Annotated in this window: 15 protein-coding genes; 9 read left to right on the forward strand and 6 right to left on the reverse strand. The window is 65.8% G+C overall.

The genetic code is table 11. From position 1 onward, the window contains the following. Positions 1-12: 12 nt before the first annotated feature. From PVZ80_RS10900 to nrdR, 3 genes are read right to left on the reverse strand one after another with little or no spacing between them, the layout of a single operon-like run. Positions 13-675, reverse strand: a complete 663-nt coding sequence (locus tag PVZ80_RS10900) for a riboflavin synthase (RefSeq protein WP_009051091.1) — start codon at positions 673-675, stop codon at positions 13-15. Positions 676-721: 46 nt separating this feature from the next. After that, on the reverse strand, positions 722-1,855 hold the full coding sequence (gene ribD, locus PVZ80_RS10905; protein WP_016702665.1) for a bifunctional diaminohydroxyphosphoribosylaminopyrimidine deaminase/5-amino-6-(5-phosphoribosylamino)uracil reductase RibD: 1,134 nt from the start codon (positions 1,853-1,855) through the stop codon (positions 722-724). Next, entirely contained in the window at positions 1,852-2,316 is a 465-nt protein-coding gene (gene nrdR / locus PVZ80_RS10910) for a transcriptional regulator NrdR (protein ID WP_007924133.1), read from the reverse strand. Before nrdR ends, ribD begins: the two co-directional genes overlap by 4 nt. A 129-nt stretch (positions 2,317-2,445) precedes the next feature. Here nrdR and PVZ80_RS10915 point away from each other — a divergent pair, with 129 nt between their 5' ends. From PVZ80_RS10915 to trxA, 3 genes are all read left to right on the forward strand, one after another. Beyond that, positions 2,446-2,904 (forward strand): lipoprotein, encoded by a 459-nt coding sequence (locus PVZ80_RS10915; RefSeq protein ID WP_038635556.1) that lies wholly within the window; start codon positions 2,446-2,448, stop codon positions 2,902-2,904. Next, a complete protein-coding gene (locus PVZ80_RS10920; RefSeq protein ID WP_038635559.1) occupies positions 2,901-3,557 on the forward strand; it encodes a class I SAM-dependent methyltransferase in 657 nt (218 codons plus the stop codon). Before PVZ80_RS10915 ends, PVZ80_RS10920 begins: the two co-directional genes overlap by 4 nt. A gap of 177 nt (positions 3,558-3,734) precedes the next feature. Beyond that, a complete protein-coding gene (trxA, locus tag PVZ80_RS10925) occupies positions 3,735-4,607 on the forward strand; it encodes a thioredoxin (RefSeq protein ID WP_016702662.1) in 873 nt (290 codons plus the stop codon). 50 nt (positions 4,608-4,657) lie between these two features. Here trxA and PVZ80_RS10930 read toward each other — a convergent pair whose 3' ends face one another. Continuing rightward, on the reverse strand, positions 4,658-5,011 hold the full coding sequence (locus PVZ80_RS10930; protein ID WP_016702661.1) for a hypothetical protein: 354 nt from the start codon (positions 5,009-5,011) through the stop codon (positions 4,658-4,660). Between the two features lie 134 nt (positions 5,012-5,145). Here PVZ80_RS10930 and PVZ80_RS10935 point away from each other — a divergent pair, with 134 nt between their 5' ends. The 5 genes from PVZ80_RS10935 to PVZ80_RS10955 all read left to right on the forward strand — a co-directional run bounded on the left by PVZ80_RS10935 (position 5,146) and on the right by PVZ80_RS10955 (position 9,339). Next, positions 5,146-5,742, forward strand: a complete 597-nt coding sequence (locus tag PVZ80_RS10935) for a DUF2796 domain-containing protein (RefSeq protein ID WP_273863889.1) — start codon at positions 5,146-5,148, stop codon at positions 5,740-5,742. 138 nt (positions 5,743-5,880) lie between these two features. Beyond that, positions 5,881-6,591, forward strand: a complete 711-nt coding sequence (locus tag PVZ80_RS10940; protein ID WP_273863890.1) for an ABC transporter ATP-binding protein — start codon at positions 5,881-5,883, stop codon at positions 6,589-6,591. A gap of 1 nt (position 6,592) precedes the next feature. Next, entirely contained in the window at positions 6,593-7,858 is a 1,266-nt protein-coding gene (locus PVZ80_RS10945; protein WP_038635565.1) for an ABC transporter permease, read from the forward strand. A 26-nt stretch (positions 7,859-7,884) separates the two neighbouring features. Then, on the forward strand, positions 7,885-8,403 hold the full coding sequence (locus PVZ80_RS10950; RefSeq protein WP_273863891.1) for a DUF3299 domain-containing protein: 519 nt from the start codon (positions 7,885-7,887) through the stop codon (positions 8,401-8,403). 237 nt (positions 8,404-8,640) lie between these two features. Continuing rightward, positions 8,641-9,339, forward strand: coding sequence for an OmpW/AlkL family protein (locus PVZ80_RS10955; protein WP_009051101.1), 699 nt, complete (start codon positions 8,641-8,643; stop codon positions 9,337-9,339). A 59-nt stretch (positions 9,340-9,398) separates the two neighbouring features. Here PVZ80_RS10955 and PVZ80_RS10960 read toward each other — a convergent pair whose 3' ends face one another. Together PVZ80_RS10960 and PVZ80_RS10965 are read right to left on the reverse strand one after the other, a co-directional pair. Next, on the reverse strand, positions 9,399-10,328 hold the full coding sequence (locus PVZ80_RS10960; RefSeq protein WP_053270044.1) for an NAD-dependent epimerase/dehydratase family protein: 930 nt from the start codon (positions 10,326-10,328) through the stop codon (positions 9,399-9,401). Continuing rightward, the gene (locus PVZ80_RS10965) at positions 10,321-11,205 is read right to left on the reverse strand and encodes a sugar nucleotide-binding protein (protein ID WP_273863892.1); all 885 of its coding nucleotides are present in this window, start codon (positions 11,203-11,205) and stop codon (positions 10,321-10,323) included. The genes PVZ80_RS10960 and PVZ80_RS10965 overlap by 8 nt, the downstream gene beginning before the upstream one ends. A gap of 382 nt (positions 11,206-11,587) precedes the next feature. On the opposite strand from PVZ80_RS10965, the gene PVZ80_RS10970 reads away from it, so the two are divergent. Beyond that, on the forward strand, positions 11,588-15,904 hold the full coding sequence (locus tag PVZ80_RS10970; protein ID WP_273863893.1) for a DEAD/DEAH box helicase: 4,317 nt from the start codon (positions 11,588-11,590) through the stop codon (positions 15,902-15,904). The last annotated feature ends 125 nt before the right edge of the window (positions 15,905-16,029 follow it).

The raw sequence follows: 16,029 nt of genomic DNA on the forward strand, positions 1-16,029 counted from the left end.
AAAATTTGAGGTTCAGGATTTGAGGTAGCCGTTAGCGGCCAGAAAACTTTCGGTAATGCCGCCGCTCGAAGGCTCCGCGGCCTTGTCGCCCAGCAGCAGGCGCTCCAGGTAACGCGCCAGCAGGTCGACCTCGAGGTTGACCTGACGGCCCGGCCGGTAGTCGGCCATGATGGTTTCGGCCAGCGTGTGCGGGACGATGGTCAGCTCGAACTCGGCGCCATTGACCGCGTTGACCGTCAGGCTGGTGCCGTCGACGGTGATCGAGCCCTTGTGGGCGATGTACTTGGCCAGGTCCTTGGGCGCGCGGATGCGGAACTGGATAGCGCGGGCATTTTCTTCCCGGGCCACCACCTCGCCGACACCGTCGACGTGGCCGCTGACCAGATGGCCGCCCAGGCGGGTGGTCGGAGTCAGGGCCTTTTCCAGGTTGACCCGGCTGCCGGCCTTCAATTGATGGAAAGCGGTGCAATCCAGGGTCTCGCGGCTGACGTCGGCCCAGAAGCCGTCGCCCGGCAGTTCCACCGCCGTCAGGCAGACGCCGTTCACCGCGATGCTGTCGCCCAGCTTCACGTCGCCCAGGTCGAGCTTGCCGGTTTCCACATACACCCGCACATCGCCGCCTTTGGGGCTCAATGCGCGGATGCTGCCGATGGATTCGATGATGCCTGTAAACATGGAGTCCTCCTCGAGAACAGGGTCGCCGCGTGGCGAAGGCCCGAAATTATACGCTCGCTGCTGGCAGAGGAATGGCAATGACTCGCCAGTCATCGCCTACGGCGCGCATTTCAATGATTTTCAGCTGCGGCGCCTCGCGCATCTGCGTCAGCGGCCAGTCGAGCAGCGGTCGCGCCGAGGAACCAAGGAACTTGCCGGCGACAAAGATCTGGTACTCGTCCACCAAGCCTTGCTGGGCAAATGCGCCCGCCAGGCGCGGGCCGGCTTCCACCAGCACCTCGTTGACGCCGCGGGCGGCCAGCTCGCTCAGCAGCCGACGCAGGTCCACCTGGCCATCGGCACCCGGCACGATCAGGCACTCCGGACCGTTGGCGTACTGTTCCTCCACCGCGGCGCAGGTAGCGACCAGCGCCGGCCCCGCCTTGAAGAACGGCGCATCGAGCGGCACCCGCAGGCGGCCGTCGATCAATACGCGCAAGGGTGGACGGCTCATGGCCAGGGCGGTCTGCTCCGCATCCAGCCCCAGTTCCTCGGCACGCACGGTCAGTCGGGCGTTGTCCGCCAGCACCGTGTCGGCACCGGTCAACACCACGCTGGCCTCGGCCCGCAGGCGCTGCACCGCGGAACGCGCGGCGGGGCCGGTGATCCACTGGCTTTCGCCGCTGGCCATGGCGGTGCGCCCGTCCAGGCTCATGGCCAGCTTGACCCGCACGAACGGCAAGCCGTGTTCCATGCGCTTGAGGAAACCCCGGTTGAGCGCCCGCGCTTCCTGCTCCATCACCCCACTGTGGGTGGCGATGCCAGCCTGGGCCAGGCGCTGCAGGCCACGGCCGGCGACTTCCGGATTGGGGTCCTGCATCGCCGCCACGACCCGCGCCACGCCGGCGTCCACCAAAGCATCGGCGCACGGCGGCGTACGGCCGTGATGGCTGCAGGGCTCGAGGGTCACGTAAGCGGTGGCGCCACGGGCGTTGGCACCGGCGGCACGCAGGGCATGGACTTCGGCATGGGGCTCGCCGGCCCGTACATGCCAGCCTTCACCGACGACCTGGCCGTCGCGCACGATCACACAACCGACCCGCGGATTGGGGTGAGTGCTGAAGCGGCCCTTTGCGGCCAGCTCCAGGGCTCGCGCCATGTAGTGAGCGTCGAGTACCGCCTGTTCGCCGGAGATGTTCATTCTTTGCCCGGCTCGCGGGCGAGACGGTCGATCTCTTCGCGGAATTCGTTGAGATCCTGGAAGCGCCGGTAGACCGAGGCGAAGCGGATATAGGCCACTTCATCGAGCTTTTGCAGCTCGGCCATCACCAGTTCGCCGACGACCAGGGATTTGACCTCGCGCTCGCCGGTGGCGCGCAGCTTGTGCTTGATATGCACCAGCGCGGCTTCCAGGCGCTCGACGCTGACCGGGCGTTTTTCCAGGGCGCGCTGCATGCCAGCGCGGAGTTTTTCTTCGTCGAAGGGCTGACGGCTGCCGTCAGTCTTGATCAGGCGCGGCAACACCAGTTCGGCGGTTTCGAAAGTGGTGAAACGTTCACCGCAGGCCAGGCATTCACGCCGGCGGCGCACCTGTTCGCCTTCGGCGACCAGACGCGAGTCGATGACCTTGGTGTCGTTGGCACCGCAGAAGGGACAGTGCATGGTGGCAGGCAACAAAAAAAGGGAGGGCCATGGTAGCGCATCCCACTGGCAAGACAAGCCATAGCCTTTACGGTATACAGACCGACTATTATGTTTTGCACATGGAATTTCGCCTTGTTGGAGCTTCGCATGCCACTACGACCGCTCGTTCTGCTCAGCCTTTTCAGCCTGCTGGTGGCTTGCAGCAGCGACGCCCCGAAACCGGCCGCCTCCACCGTGCCGCCCCAACAGAGTGTGAAAAAAGCCCGGGAATCCACCGACCTCGGCCCGCTGCCGGCCTACCAGCGTGAACTGAGCGGCACCCTGCAAGGCGTACCGAGCGGTGCCGAAGTGGAACTGGCGCTGCTGGTGATCGACGAGCGCGGCCGGCCGCAACGTTTGCTGGCCAGCAGCAACCTGATCGGCAACAACAAGATCCTGCCGTTTCGCCTGCGCTTCAACCCCGACGTCTTCCCGGTGGGCGCCCGCGTCGAACTGCGCGGCCGCGCCAGCCAGTCCGGCCAGTTGATCCTGCACCTGCCGGCGCAACTCATCACCCAGCCGACCACCCAGGCCGTGGGCCAGCTGCAATTTGTCAAAGCACCATGACCCCACCGCTCGACCTGCAACGCGCCCTGAGCGAACTGCTGGGCGATGCCCAACTGGTGGCCTGCGAACTGCCGGAAACCGAGCTGAAGCTGTGGTTGATCGATGCCGACAACATGGACCGCGCCTTCACCCCGGAAGAAACCCGGCGAATTCTCCATGAACCGCCGTACTGGAGTTTCTGCTGGGCCAGCGGCCTGGCCCTGGCGCGCTACCTGGCCGAGCGGCCGCAGTGGGTGCAAGGCAAGCGGGTACTGGATTTCGGCGCCGGCTCCGGCGTGGCCGGCATCGCGGCGCTGAAGGCCGGCGCGCTGGAAGTGGTGGCCTGCGATCTCGACCCGCTGGCCATTGCCGCCTGCCGGGCGAATGCCGCGCTCAATGGGGTTGAACTGGGTTACTCCACGGACTTCTTCGCGGAAGCCGACCGCTTCGACCTGATCCTGGTGGCCGACGTGCTCTATGACCGTGCCAACCTGCCGCTGCTGGATGAATTCCTCAGCCGCGGACGCCAGGCGCTGGTGGCGGACTCCCGGGTCAAGGACTTCCAGCATCCGCTGTACCGACGCCTGGAAATGCTCCACGCCCTGACCCTGCCGGATCTGGCCGAGCCCTGGGAGTTCCGCGAGGTGAGCCTGTATCACGCGCAGCGTGATTGATAGAGGACGGGCCACGTTGTGGCCTATCGCGGGCAAGCCTCGCTCCTACAAAAGAAACGCCGCCTGTAGGAACGAGGCTTGCCCGCGAAACAATCTAGCGGTCACCCCATGCCCCGCTTTCAGCCGCCCCCCGCCAAGCCTTATAGTGGTTCCATTCACGTTTTTTCGAGATCCCCCATGAGTCAGGACACGCCGTACATTTTCGACGCCAGCACCGCCGACTTCGACCAGTCGGTGATCGAGAACTCGTTCCACAAGCCGGTATTGGTGGATTTCTGGGCCGAATGGTGCGCGCCCTGCAAGGCGCTGATGCCGATGCTGCAACAGATCGCCGAGAGCTATCAGGGCGAGCTGCTGCTGGCCAAGGTCAACTGCGATATCGAGCAGGACATCGTCGCCCGCTTCGGCATTCGCAGCCTGCCGACCGTGGTGCTGTTCAAGGACGGCCAGCCGGTGGACGGCTTTGCCGGGGCGCAACCGGAATCCGCGGTGCGCACCATGCTCGAACCCCATGTGCAGATGCCGCCGCCCAAGGCCGCCGATCCGCTGGAACTGGCTGAAGCGCTGTTCGCCGAAGGCCGCATCGCCGAGGCCGAGGCCACGCTGAAAGTGCTGCTGGGCGAAGATAACAGCAACGCCAAGGCGCTGATCCTCTACGCCCGCTGCCTGGCCGAACGCGGTGAATTGGGCGAAGCTCAGACCGTGCTCGACGCGGTTACCGGCGATGAGCACAAGGCTGCGCTGGCCGGGGCCAAGGCGCAGATCACCTTCCTCAAGCAGGCCGCCGACCTGCCGGACAGCGCCGACCTGAAAAGCCGCCTGGCGCAGAACCCGCAGGACGACGAGGCCGTGTATCAGCTGGCCATCCAGCAACTGGCGCGCCAGCAGTACGACGCGGCGCTGGATGCGCTGCTCAAGCTGTTCATCCGCAACCGCGGCTACAACGAAGGCCTGCCGCACAAGACCTTGCTGCAAGTGTTCGAGCTGCTGGGCAACGATCACCCGCTGGTGACCACCTACCGCCGCAAGCTGTTCGCCGCGCTGTACTGATTCATAGCTGATAACCGCGCCGGCTTATCGCAAGCCGGCTCAGCCCTTGCCTACTCGATCCAGCTGTAGAGCGGCGTATCGCCGCCGCTCACTACCTTGACCTGTGCGCTATGACGCAGGCGCACCAGCAGGCGCTTGCCCGCCGCGGCGCTGCCGGTCAGGCCTTCCAATTGCTCCAGCAGGTCCGGGCCACTCAATTGCCCGGCCTTGCGCAGCAAGTCCCTGGCGATCTGCCACAGCGCGTCGTCCTGGCTCGCCGGCTTGGCCACGGGCGCACCGCTTTCGGCTTTGGCCGCCTGCAACGGCGCCCCCAGCCGGGCACTCAACTGATCCCAGTCGGCCTCGTCCAGTTCCAGGGTCAAATCCACCGGCCATTCGCCGATGCTTCCACGAATCCGCACCATCGCTCTGCTCCCGATCTTTTCTGACGAGCATGCTCCCATGCGTCTTGCGCAACGCCAAGCAGGCGGTCAAACTCTCGCCACTCTTGTTATAAGATTACATAACATTTTTTTCATGTTCGCTCCGGAGACTTGCCATGCGTCGTCTGCTGCTCGCCCTGCCGTTCGCCCTATTGCCCCTGGCCATCGCTCACGCGGCCGAAAAACACGATCACGACCATGAGCACGGCAGCCTCGGCGCTCACGAGCATGGCGTGGCCCGCCTGAACGCCGCGCTGGACGGCCAGACCCTGGAGCTGGAACTGGAAAGCCCGGCGATGAACCTGGTGGGTTTCGAACACGCCGCCAGCACCGACGCGGACAAGGCCAAGGTCGCCGCCGTACGGGCCCAGCTGGAAAAACCGCTGGCACTGTTCAGCCTGCCGCCCTCCGCCGGTTGCGTGGTGGCGCAACAGGAACTGGAAAGCCCGCTGTTCGGCGACAAGCCCGAGGATCACGACGAAGACCATGACGAAGCGAAGGACGCCAACGGCCACGAGCATCACCACGAACACAGCGAGATCCATGCGCACTACCAGTTCACCTGTGCCACGCCGGGTGCGCTGAAAAGCCTGGACCTGGCCGGGGTGTTCAAGACCTTCCCCGCTACCCAGAAAATTCAGGTACAACTCATCTCGCCAAGTGGCCAGCAAGGCGTGGAAGCGACCTCCAAGGCCGCCAGCCTGAAGTTCTGACCGCGACTCCTGTAGCCGCTGCCACAGGCTGCGATCGAGCCCGAAGGGGTCGTTGCTCTTGAGGCCCCCGGAAGGTTCTGCGGACCTTATCGCAGCCTTCGGCAGCGGCTACAAAACTCACACCATGATCGGCCCAACATGACCCAAGCACTTATCCAATTGTCCGACCTGGGCTTCAGCTGGCCCGGCCATCCGCAGTTGCTGGATATACCGACATTTCGCCTGGAAGCAGGTGAAACGCTGTTCCTCAAGGGCCCCAGCGGCAGCGGCAAGACCACCCTGCTCGGCCTGCTCGGCGGCGTGCAGAAACCCGATTGCGGCAGCATCCGCCTGCTGGGCCAGGAGCTGACCGAACTCTCGGCCGGCGCCCGCGACCGCTTCCGGGTCGATCACACCGGCTACATCTTCCAGCAGTTCAACCTGCTGCCGTTTCTCTCGGTGCGCGAGAACGTCGAGCTGCCCTGCCACTTCTCCAAATTGCGCGCCGGCCGCGCCGTGCAGCGCCACGGCAGTGTCGACCAGGCAGCGGCCACCCTGCTCGCCCACCTGGGGTTGAAAGACCCCGACCTGCTCGAACGCCGCGCCGACTCGCTGTCCATCGGCCAGCAACAACGGGTCGCCGCCGCCCGCGCACTGATCGGCCAGCCGGAACTGGTGATCGCCGACGAGCCGACCTCGGCGCTGGACTACGACGCCCGCGAAGCCTTTATCCGCCTGTTGTTCGCCGAATGCCGCGAGGCCGGGGCCAGCCTGTTGTTCGTCAGCCACGACCAGAGCCTGGCGCCGCTGTTCGATCGTAACCTGTCGCTGGCCGAACTCAATCGCGCCGCCACGCCCGCAGAGGTCTGAGATGTATCTGTTCCGTCTAGCCATGGCCAGCCTGGCTAACCGCCGCTTCACCGCGATCCTCACCGCCTTCGCCATCGCCCTGTCGGTCTGCCTGCTGCTGGCGGTCGAGCGGGTGCGCACCGAAGCCCGCGCCAGTTTCGCCAGCACCATCAGCGGCACCGACCTGATCGTCGGCGCCCGCTCCGGTTCGGTGAACCTGCTGCTGTATTCGGTGTTCCGCATCGGCAACGCCACCAACAACATTCGCTGGGACAGCTTCGAGCATTTCGCCAATAGCCCGAAAGTGAAATGGGCGATCCCGATTTCCCTCGGTGACTCCCATCGTGGCTACCGGGTAATGGGCACCACCGAGGCCTACTTCGAGCATTACCAGTACGGCCACCAGCAGAACCTGCAACTGGCCAGCGGCCGCGAGTTCGCCAGCGATCCGTTCGAAGTGGTGCTCGGCGCCGAAGTCGCCGAGGCCCTGCATTACAAGCTCGGCGACAAGCTGGTGCTGGCCCACGGCGTGGCGGCCATCAGCCTGGTCAAGCACGACGACAAACCCTTCACCGTGGTCGGCATCCTCAAGCGCACCGGCACCCCGGTGGACCGCACGCTGCACATCAGCCTCGGCGGCATGGAGGCGATCCACATCGACTGGCACAACGGTGTGCCGGCCCAGGGTAACGGCCGCATCAGCGCCGACCAGGCACGCAACATGGACCTGACGCCGCAAGCGATCACCGCCTTCATGCTCGGCCTGAACAGCAAGATCGCCACCTTCGCCGTGCAGCGCGAGATCAACGAATACCGCGGCGAACCGATGCTGGCGATCCTGCCCGGGGTCGCCCTGCAAGAACTGTGGAGCCTGATGGGCACCGCGGAAAAAGCCTTGTTCGTGGTGTCGTTGTTCGTGGTGCTGACCGGCCTGATCGGCATGCTCACGGCGATCCTCACCAGCCTCAACGAGCGCCGCCGGGAGATGGCGATCCTGCGTTCGGTCGGCGCCCGCCCCTGGCATATCGCGACCTTGCTGGTGCTGGAAGCCTTCGCCCTGGCGCTGTTCGGCGTGCTCGCCGGGCTCGGCCTGCTGTACCTGGGCATCGCCCTGGCCCAGGGTTATGTGCAGTCGACCTACGGCCTGTACCTGCCGCTGGCCTGGCCGAGCGAGTATGAGTGGACGCTGCTCGGCGGTATCCTGATCGCCGCCCTGCTGATGGGCAGCGTGCCGGCCTGGCGCGCCTACCGACAATCGCTAGCCGATGGCCTGTCCATCCGTTTATGAGGTCTCTAGTCATGAGGAGCTCCGGCATGCCCCCTGCCCTGCTTGCGCTGTTGATGCTGGTCGCCCTGCCACTGTGGGCCGCCGAACCGCGGGACCTGGCCTGGTCGGAAATGATCCCGCCGGACGCCCCGGCGGAAGTGCCGAACATGAAGCCGCTGCACGACCTGTCGCAGATGAGCGACGCCCTGGCCGCCGAGTCCGCCCCGGCGGCCAAGCAGGAGATGCCCAACGCCCCGGTGGTGCAGAGCCTGGACGGCCTGTCGGTGCGCCTGCCTGGCTACATAGTGCCGCTGGAAGTCAGTGAGGAAGGCCGCACCACGGAGTTTCTGCTGGTGCCGTATTTCGGCGCCTGTATCCACGTACCGCCACCGCCCTCGAACCAGATCGTGCACGTGAAAAGCGAGGTCGGCGTGAAGCTCGACGAGCTGTATCAGCCGTACTGGATCGAGGGGCCGATGCAGGTCAAGGCGTCCACCAGCGACATCGCCGACGCGGGTTACCAGATGGAAGCGCAGAAGATCTACGTGTACGAATTGCAGGAGTGAACCGTCGGTTTTGCAGTGCCGTACATGACCTCATCGCGAGCAAGCTCGCTCCTACAGGGAACTGCATTGTTCATGTAGGAGCGAGCTTGCTCGCGATCGATTCCAAAAGCGCCCGGAGCGCCCCCCGAGCGTCTCGCTCCCACGCTGATCCGGTTTTCATTGAGCTGAGTCAAAGCCTGTTCCTTGACGATCCTTACCATTGGACCTAGCCAACTCGAATCGTCCTTTGGAGCTCCCATGCACAAGTCCCTGCTCAGCGCCTCCCTGTTCGCGCTCGCGCTCGCCGCCCCGCTCGCCCACGCCCACGAAGCGGGCGACATCATCGTTCGCGCCGGTGCCATCACCGTCAATCCGAAAGCCGACAGCGGCGACGTCAAGGTCGACCGCGGTCCGTTGGCCGGTGCCAACCTCGGCGGCAAGGCGACCATGAGCAGCGACACCCAGCTGGGCCTGAACTTCGCCTACATGCTGACCAACAACATCGGCATCGAACTGCTCGCGGCCACCCCGTTCGAGCATGACGTGAAGCTCAAGGGCACCGCGCTGGACGCCGCCAACGGCAAGCTCGGTACCCTCAAGCACCTGCCACCGACCCTGAGCGTCGTGTACTACCCGCTGGACCACAAGGCCGCTTTCCAGCCTTACGTGGGTGCCGGTATCAACTACACCTGGATCTATGACGAACACGTCGGCAGCCGCGCCAGCGCCGCCGGTTTCGACAACTTCCGGGCGAAGAACTCCTGGGGCCTGGCCTGGCAGGTCGGTGCCGACTACATGCTGACCGACAACGTGATGATCAACGCCCAGGTGCGTTACGTGGACATCGACACCACCGCCTACGTGAACAACAACGCGGTCGCCGGCGGCACCCGGGCCAAGGTCGACGTGGACGTCGATCCATGGGTCTACATGGTCGGCCTGGGCTACAAGTTCTAAATCGGCCAGATAAAAAAAGGCGCCTGCAAAGGCGCCTTTTTTCATCGCTGGGGGAAAGCTCAGAGGCCCAGCAAACGTGCCAGCCCGACGCTCATCGGGGTCGGCTCGGGGAACTTGAAGCGCTGCAACAGACGCTGGTTGTTCGCCCGCGAATGGCGAATATCCCCTGAACGCGCCGGGCCGTAGCTGATCGGTGGCAACTGCCCCACCACCTCGCCCAGGGCCTCGAGCAATTGCTTGAGGGTGGTGGCCTGGTTCAGGCCGACATTCACCGCGCCGACTTCCAGCTGCGGCATTTCCAGGGACTGCACCAGCACGTCCACCAGGTCTTCGACATACATGAAATCGCGGGTCTGCTCACCATCGCCGAATACGGTGATCGGCAGGCCTTTCTGCGCACGCTCGCAAAAGATGCTGATGACCCCGGAGTACGGCGAGGACGGATCCTGGCGCGGCCCGAAGATGTTGAAGAAGCGGAAGATCGCCGGCTCCAGGCCATGCTGGCGGCGATAGAAATCAAGGTAGTACTCGCTGGCCAGCTTGTCCGAGGCATAGGGCGTCAGTGGCGCCTTGGGCGTGTCTTCGTCGATCGATTCGCCCTCGCCATTGTTGCCATAGACCGCCGCGCTGGAGGCGAACAGCACGCGCTTGACGCCGGCCTGGCGCATGGCCTCGCAGACGTTGAGGGTGCCGATGAAGTTGCTCTGGTGGGTACGCACCGGGTCGTCCACCGAAGCCTGCACCGAGGCGACCGCCGCCAGGTGCGCGACCGCACGGCAGCCGCTCATCGCCCGTGCCACCAGGGCCGAATCGGCGACGTCGCCTTCGATCAGTTCGACCCGCGGGTTGTCCAGCGGCAGGTTGCTGGGTTTACCAGTGGACAGATCGTCGAGGATCCGCACCGAGTAACCCTTGGCGAGCAAAGCGTCGGTCAGGTGCGAACCGATGAAACCGGCACCGCCGGTGATCAGAATTGGGCCATCAGCCATGACGATAAAACCTATCCAGTAGAGTCGGGAGCGCCGCGCGCCAGGCGCGTGGCTTGATCCCGAAGGTGTGCAGGATTTTCTTGCAGGCCAGCACCGCGTGCTGCGGTTCTTCGGCGGCGTCCGGCCGGGCGGCGTGGGCCTGGGCGGTCGGCGCCTCGATAGCCAGCGGATGCAGGCTGCGGGCCTCGGTGAGGATCGCCTGGCCCAGCGCCAGCGGCGTGGTCGCCTCATGGCCGGCGTAGTGGTAGGTGCCCCACAGCGGCGCGGCGCAATCGAGTTGCTTGAGCACGGAAATGATCACCCGGGCGGCATCGTCCACCGGCGTCGGGTTGCCGCGGCGGTCGTCGGCCAGCAGCAGCTCTTCGGGCTGCTCGGCACGCGCCAGGAAACGCCCCAGGGTGCCTTCGGCGCTGTCGTCCAGCAGCCAGCCGAAACGCAGCAGCACATGCTGCGGGCAGGTGGCCCGCACATTCTGCTCGATCCGCCACAAGGCCTGGCCACGCAGGCCCAGCGGTACCGGTTCGTCCTTTTCGCTGTAGGCGGTGGCCCGCGAACCGTCGAACACGCGGTAGCTGGAAGGCTGCAGAAGAATGATGTTGTGATGCTGGCACAGCTCGGAAAGCCGCTCGACCGCCCGTTCCTGGCTGGCCAGGCGTGCCTCGGGGACACTCTCCGCCTGGAACCAGTCGAAGTAGTACGCAAGGTTGATCAAGGCATCCGGACGGGTGTCGTCGAGCAGTTGCGTCAGGCTCGCGGCATCCCAGCCGTCTTGCGGCGGACGGGGGGCAAGGAAACCGATGTCTTCCTCTGCACCGAGGCGAATCAGCGCCTGCCCAAGGGCATTTCCGCCGCCCAGTAACATAAGGCGCATTCGCATAGAGTCAGCAGGCCCAATCTGTTCGGAACGATGGTTTGAGTCGGCCAGACCCGCGGGTTTGGCCATGAATATTGCTCAGAATCGTTGCATTTTGCGGGTTTCCGGCGCAACCGTCACTGAGAAAGTGTAGCGCCGTCGGTCATACCGCCCCTCTGTAGCCGCTGCCGAGCCCCGCGAGGCTGCGATCGGCAACGCAGTTGCCGCAAACCCTGAGTCCGCGATCTGTCTGGAAAATCGCATTGGCTGGTTTTACGACCGCTACGTCGGAATGCCACCCAGCTCGATCGCAGCCTGCGGCAGCGGCTACAGAGCACGTGGTGTCCGTGTAGCCACTGACGAGACAGCCTTGCAACTTCGCCCCGGCGGTCGCATAACGTTGTGCATGAACCTTCCCCAGATCCCCGCCGACGCCCTGCCGGGTTTCCACCCCGCGGTCAGCGCCTGGTTCAACAGCTGCTTCCCGGCGGCGACCGCCGCCCAGGCCCGGGCCTGGCCGCTGATCCGCCAGCGCCGCTCGACCCTGATCGCCGCGCCCACCGGCTCGGGCAAGACCCTGACCGCCTTCCTCGCGGTGATCGACGAGCTGGTGCATCGTGGCCTGGAAAATGGTGGCACGCTGCCGGAGCAGACCCTGGTGGTGTACGTCTCGCCGCTCAAGGCCCTGAGCAACGATATCCAGATCAACCTGCAGGACCCGCTGGCCGGGATTACCCAACAGCTCGAACGCATGGGCCTGCCACAGTTGCGCATCAGCACCGCGGTGCGCACCGGCGACACCCCGCAAAAAGACCGCAGCGCCATGCGCAAGAGCGCGCCGCATATCCTGGTGACCACCCCCGAATCGCTGTATGTGCTGCTGGGCTCGGCCTCTGGCCGGCAGATGCTGGCCAGCACGCGCACGGTAATAGTCGACGAGATCCACGCCATCGCCGCCAGTAAGCGCGGCAGCCACCTGGTGTTGAGCCTGGAGCGCCTGCAAGCGCTGTGTGGCGAACCACTGACGCGCATCGGCTTGTCGGCCACGCAGAAGCCCATCGAAGCGGTGTCGCGTTTCCTGGTCGGTCATGAACGCCCCTGCGAGATCGTCGACATCGGACACGCCCGGCCCCGGGACCTGGCCATCGAAGTGCCGCCCGTGCCGCTGTCGGCGGTCATGGCCAACGACGTCTGGGAGCTGGTCTACGAACGCATCGCCGAGCTGGCGCGGGAACACCGCACCACCCTGGTGTTCGTCAACACCCGGCGCCTGGCCGAACGCCTGAGCCGTCACCTGAGCAAGCGCCTGGGCAAGGACGCGGTGGCCGCCCACCACGGCAGCCTGGCCAAGGAGTTTCGCCTGGACGCCGAACAACGCCTCAAGCGCGGCGATTTGCAGGTGCTGATCGCCACCGCCTCGCTGGAGCTGGGCATCGATATCGGCGATGTCGATCTGGTGTGCCAGGTCGGCTCGCCGCGCTCGATCTCGGCGTTCCTGCAAAGGGTCGGGCGCTCCGGGCACCAGGTCGGCGGCACGCCCAAGGGCCGCCTGTTCGCCCTGACCCGCGACGACCTGATCGAATGCGCCGCCCTGCTCGAATGCGTGCACCGCGGCGAGCTCGACACCCTGCAGATCCCCAGGGCGCCGCTGGATGTGCTGGCGCAGCAGATCGTCGCCGAAGTCAGCAACCAGGAATGGCAGGAACAGCCGCTGCTGGCAATGATCCGCCGCGCCTCGCCCTATAGCGACCTCGACGAAGGGCATTTCCAGGCGCTGCTGCGCATGCTCGCCGAGGGCTACAACGGGCGCCAGGGCATTCGCAGCGCCTACCTGCATCGCGACGCCGTCAACCGTAGCCTGCGCGGCCGGCGGGGCAGCCAACTGACGGCGGTGACCAGTGGCGGCACCATCCCCGACAACGCCGACTACGCCGTGCTGCTGGAGCCCCAGGCGCTGAATATCGGCAGCGTTAACGAAGACTTCGCGGTGGAAAGCATCGCCGGCGATGTGTTTCAGCTGGGCAACACCTCGTACCGTATCCTGCGGGTGGAAACCGGCCGGGTGCGGGTCGAGGACGCCCATGGCCAGCCGCCGACCATTCCGTTCTGGCTTGGCGAAGCCCCCGGGCGCAGCGCCGAACTGTCGTTTGCCGTGGCGCGCCTGCTGGCCCGGCTCGACGCACTGCTCGGTGCCACGCCCGGCCAGTTGCAGCCGGCCCTCGACTGGCTGGGCGACAGCCTTGGCCTGGACGCCGCCAGCGCCGAACAACTGGTCGACTACCTGGCCCGCGCCCGCCAGAGCCTGGGCGCGCTGCCGTCCCAGGACACGCTGATCATGGAGCGCTTTTTCGATGAGTCCGGCGGCACCCAACTGATCATCCACACGCCGTTCGGCAGCCGGATCAATCGCGCCTGGGGCCTGGCGCTGCGCAAGCGCTTCTGCCGCACCTTCAACTTCGAACTGCAGGCCGCCGCCAGCGAAGACGCCATCGTGCTGTCGCTGTCCACCAGCCACAGTTTCGAGCTCGACGAAGTCTGGCGTTACCTGCACAGCAACGGCGCCGAACACATCCTGGTCCAGGCGGTGCTGGACGCGCCGCTGTTCGGCGTGCGCTGGCGCTGGAATGCCGGGGTGGCCCTGGCGCTGCCGCGCTTTGTCGGCGGGCGCAAGGTGGCGCCGCAGATCCAGCGGATGAAAAGCGAAGACCTGATCGCCAGCGTGTTTCCCGACCAGATCGCTTGCCTGGAAAACCTCGCCGGCGAACGGCAGATTCCCGATCACCCGCTGGTGGAGCAGACCCTGGACGACTGCCTGCACGAAGCCATGGACAGCGAGGGCTGGCTGAAGCTGTTGCGGCGCATGGAACGCGGCGAGTTGCGCCTGATCAGCCGCGACCTGCCGGCGCCCTCGCCCCTGGCCGCGGAGATCCTCAGCGCCCGGCCTTACACCTTCCTCGACGATGCGCCTTTGGAAGAGCGGCGGACCCAGGCCGTGCTCAGCCGCCGCTGGAGCGACCCCGAATCCAGCGACGACCTTGGCGCCCTGGATGCCGAGGCCATCCAGTCGGTGCGCGAGGAAGCCTGGCCCGCCCCCGGCAACCCGGATGAAATGCATGAAGCACTGATGAGCCTGGCCTGTATCGGCGAGCAGGAGGCCCAGGCCAACCCGCAGTGGAGCGCTTGGCTGCAAGCCCTGGCGGACAGCGGGCGCGCCAGCCGGTTGCAGATCGACGACAAGCAGGCCCTGTGGCTGGCCGTCGAGCGCCTGGGTTGCCTGCGGGCGATTTATCCACAGGCGCCGCTGCAACCGGTCCTCGAGGCTCTGCCCGGCTTCGATGAGCAATGGCAGCGCGATGAAGCGCTGCTGGAGGTGATTCGAGCCCGGCTCAGCGGCTTCGGCCCCTTGCCGCTGGAGAACATCGCCGCGCCCCTGGGCCTGAGCGCCAGCGAGGTCGCCCAGGTCCTGGCGCAACTGGAAGGTGAAGGTTATGTGCTGCGCGGCCGCTTCAGCCCCGGCGAGACTCGGGAGGAGTGGTGCGAACGGCATCTGCTGGCGCGGATTCATCGCTACACCGTCAAACGCCTGCGCCGGGAGATCGAACCGGTGTCGCTGCAGGATCTGATGCGCTTTCTGTTCGACTGGCAGCACCTGTCCAGCGCCACCCAGGGCCAGGGCAGCGCCATGCTGGCGCAGACGGTCGCCCAGTTCGAGGGTTATGCCGCCGCGGCCGGTGCCTGGGACAGCGACCTGCTGCCGGCGCGGATCAAGGATTACTCCGCCACCTGGCTGGATGAGCTGTGCCGCAACGGCAAGGTGGTCTGGAGCCGCCTCAGCGCCCCGCACAAAGCCGCTGGTGCAACCTTGCGCAACACGCCGATCGTGTTGCTGCCCCGCAGCCAGGTCGCGCTGTGGAGCGGTTTGGGCGCGCAACCCGACAGCAGCGAGCTGTCGCCCAAGGCACAGAAGGTCCATGAAGCCTTGAGCCAGCACGGCGCCTTGTTCTTCGATGAGTTACAGCACGAAGCCCATGTCCTGCGCACCGAACTGGAGATCGCCCTGCAGGAACTGGTGGCCGCCGGGCTGGTAAATGCCGACAGTTTTGCCGGCCTGCGCGCCTTGATCACCCCGGCCAGCAAGCGCCAGGCCCGCAGCAGCCGACGCGGGCGCGGAGCGCTGGTCGGCGGCATGGACGATGCGGGGCGTTGGGCCCTGCTACGGCGCCCGTCGCAGGTGCTGGAGGGCGTCGGCAGCCATGCGCAGGCACTCCCACCGGACACCCTGGAACACATCGCCATGACCCTGTTGCGACGTTATGGCGTGGTGTTCTGGCGCCTGCTGGAGCGCGAGGCCGACTGGCTGCCGAGCTGGCGCGAACTGCTGCGCACTTTCCATCGGCTGGAGGCCCGCGGCGAAATCCGTGGCGGGCGTTTTGTCAGCGGCTTGGCCGGCGAGCAGTTCGCCCTGCCCGAGGCCATCGCCCTGTTGCGCGAAGTTCGCCGGCGCCCGCTGGATGGCAGCCTGATCGCGGTGTGTGGCGTCGACCCGCTGAACCTCGCCGGCACCTTGCTGCCCGGGCCGAAGGTCCCGGCCCTGGCCGGCAACCGGCTGGTGTACCGCGACGGCCTGCCCGCAGCCGCCGAGATCGCCGGCAAACAGCATTTCTGGCTGGACCTCGAGCCGCAGGCCAGCCTTGAGTTGCGGACTCGGTTGATTCGCCACTGACGCCTGAGCGCGATCAGGCTGGTACATCGCGCCGCGCCTATCGCGAGCAAGCTTCGCTCCTACAGAAGCCTGGCCATTCGATATTTGCTCGCAGGTCAAATATCAAATACCGAAACCGCTATTTT

Origin of the sequence: Pseudomonas sp. B3G-3, assembly GCF_028640915.1 — a bacterium.
Classification (GTDB): Bacteria; Pseudomonadota; Gammaproteobacteria; order Pseudomonadales; family Pseudomonadaceae; genus Aquipseudomonas; species Aquipseudomonas chlororaphis_I.

Coding starts and splice junctions, on each gene's coding strand:
- PVZ80_RS10900 (WP_009051091.1), bottom strand. CDS start 675: ATGTTTACAGGCATCATCGAATCCATCGGCAGCATCCGCGCATTGAGC.
- ribD (WP_016702665.1), bottom strand. CDS start 1,855: ATGAACATCTCCGGCGAACAGGCGGTACTCGACGCTCACTACATGGCG.
- nrdR (WP_007924133.1), bottom strand. CDS start 2,316: ATGCACTGTCCCTTCTGCGGTGCCAACGACACCAAGGTCATCGACTCG.
- PVZ80_RS10915 (WP_038635556.1), top strand. CDS start 2,446: ATGCCACTACGACCGCTCGTTCTGCTCAGCCTTTTCAGCCTGCTGGTG.
- PVZ80_RS10920 (WP_038635559.1), top strand. CDS start 2,901: ATGACCCCACCGCTCGACCTGCAACGCGCCCTGAGCGAACTGCTGGGC.
- trxA (WP_016702662.1), top strand. CDS start 3,735: ATGAGTCAGGACACGCCGTACATTTTCGACGCCAGCACCGCCGACTTC.
- PVZ80_RS10930 (WP_016702661.1), bottom strand. CDS start 5,011: ATGGTGCGGATTCGTGGAAGCATCGGCGAATGGCCGGTGGATTTGACC.
- PVZ80_RS10935 (WP_273863889.1), top strand. CDS start 5,146: ATGCGTCGTCTGCTGCTCGCCCTGCCGTTCGCCCTATTGCCCCTGGCC.
- PVZ80_RS10940 (WP_273863890.1), top strand. CDS start 5,881: ATGACCCAAGCACTTATCCAATTGTCCGACCTGGGCTTCAGCTGGCCC.
- PVZ80_RS10945 (WP_038635565.1), top strand. CDS start 6,593: ATGTATCTGTTCCGTCTAGCCATGGCCAGCCTGGCTAACCGCCGCTTC.
- PVZ80_RS10950 (WP_273863891.1), top strand. CDS start 7,885: ATGCCCCCTGCCCTGCTTGCGCTGTTGATGCTGGTCGCCCTGCCACTG.
- PVZ80_RS10955 (WP_009051101.1), top strand. CDS start 8,641: ATGCACAAGTCCCTGCTCAGCGCCTCCCTGTTCGCGCTCGCGCTCGCC.
- PVZ80_RS10960 (WP_053270044.1), bottom strand. CDS start 10,328: ATGGCTGATGGCCCAATTCTGATCACCGGCGGTGCCGGTTTCATCGGT.
- PVZ80_RS10965 (WP_273863892.1), bottom strand. CDS start 11,205: ATGCGAATGCGCCTTATGTTACTGGGCGGCGGAAATGCCCTTGGGCAG.
- PVZ80_RS10970 (WP_273863893.1), top strand. CDS start 11,588: ATGAACCTTCCCCAGATCCCCGCCGACGCCCTGCCGGGTTTCCACCCC.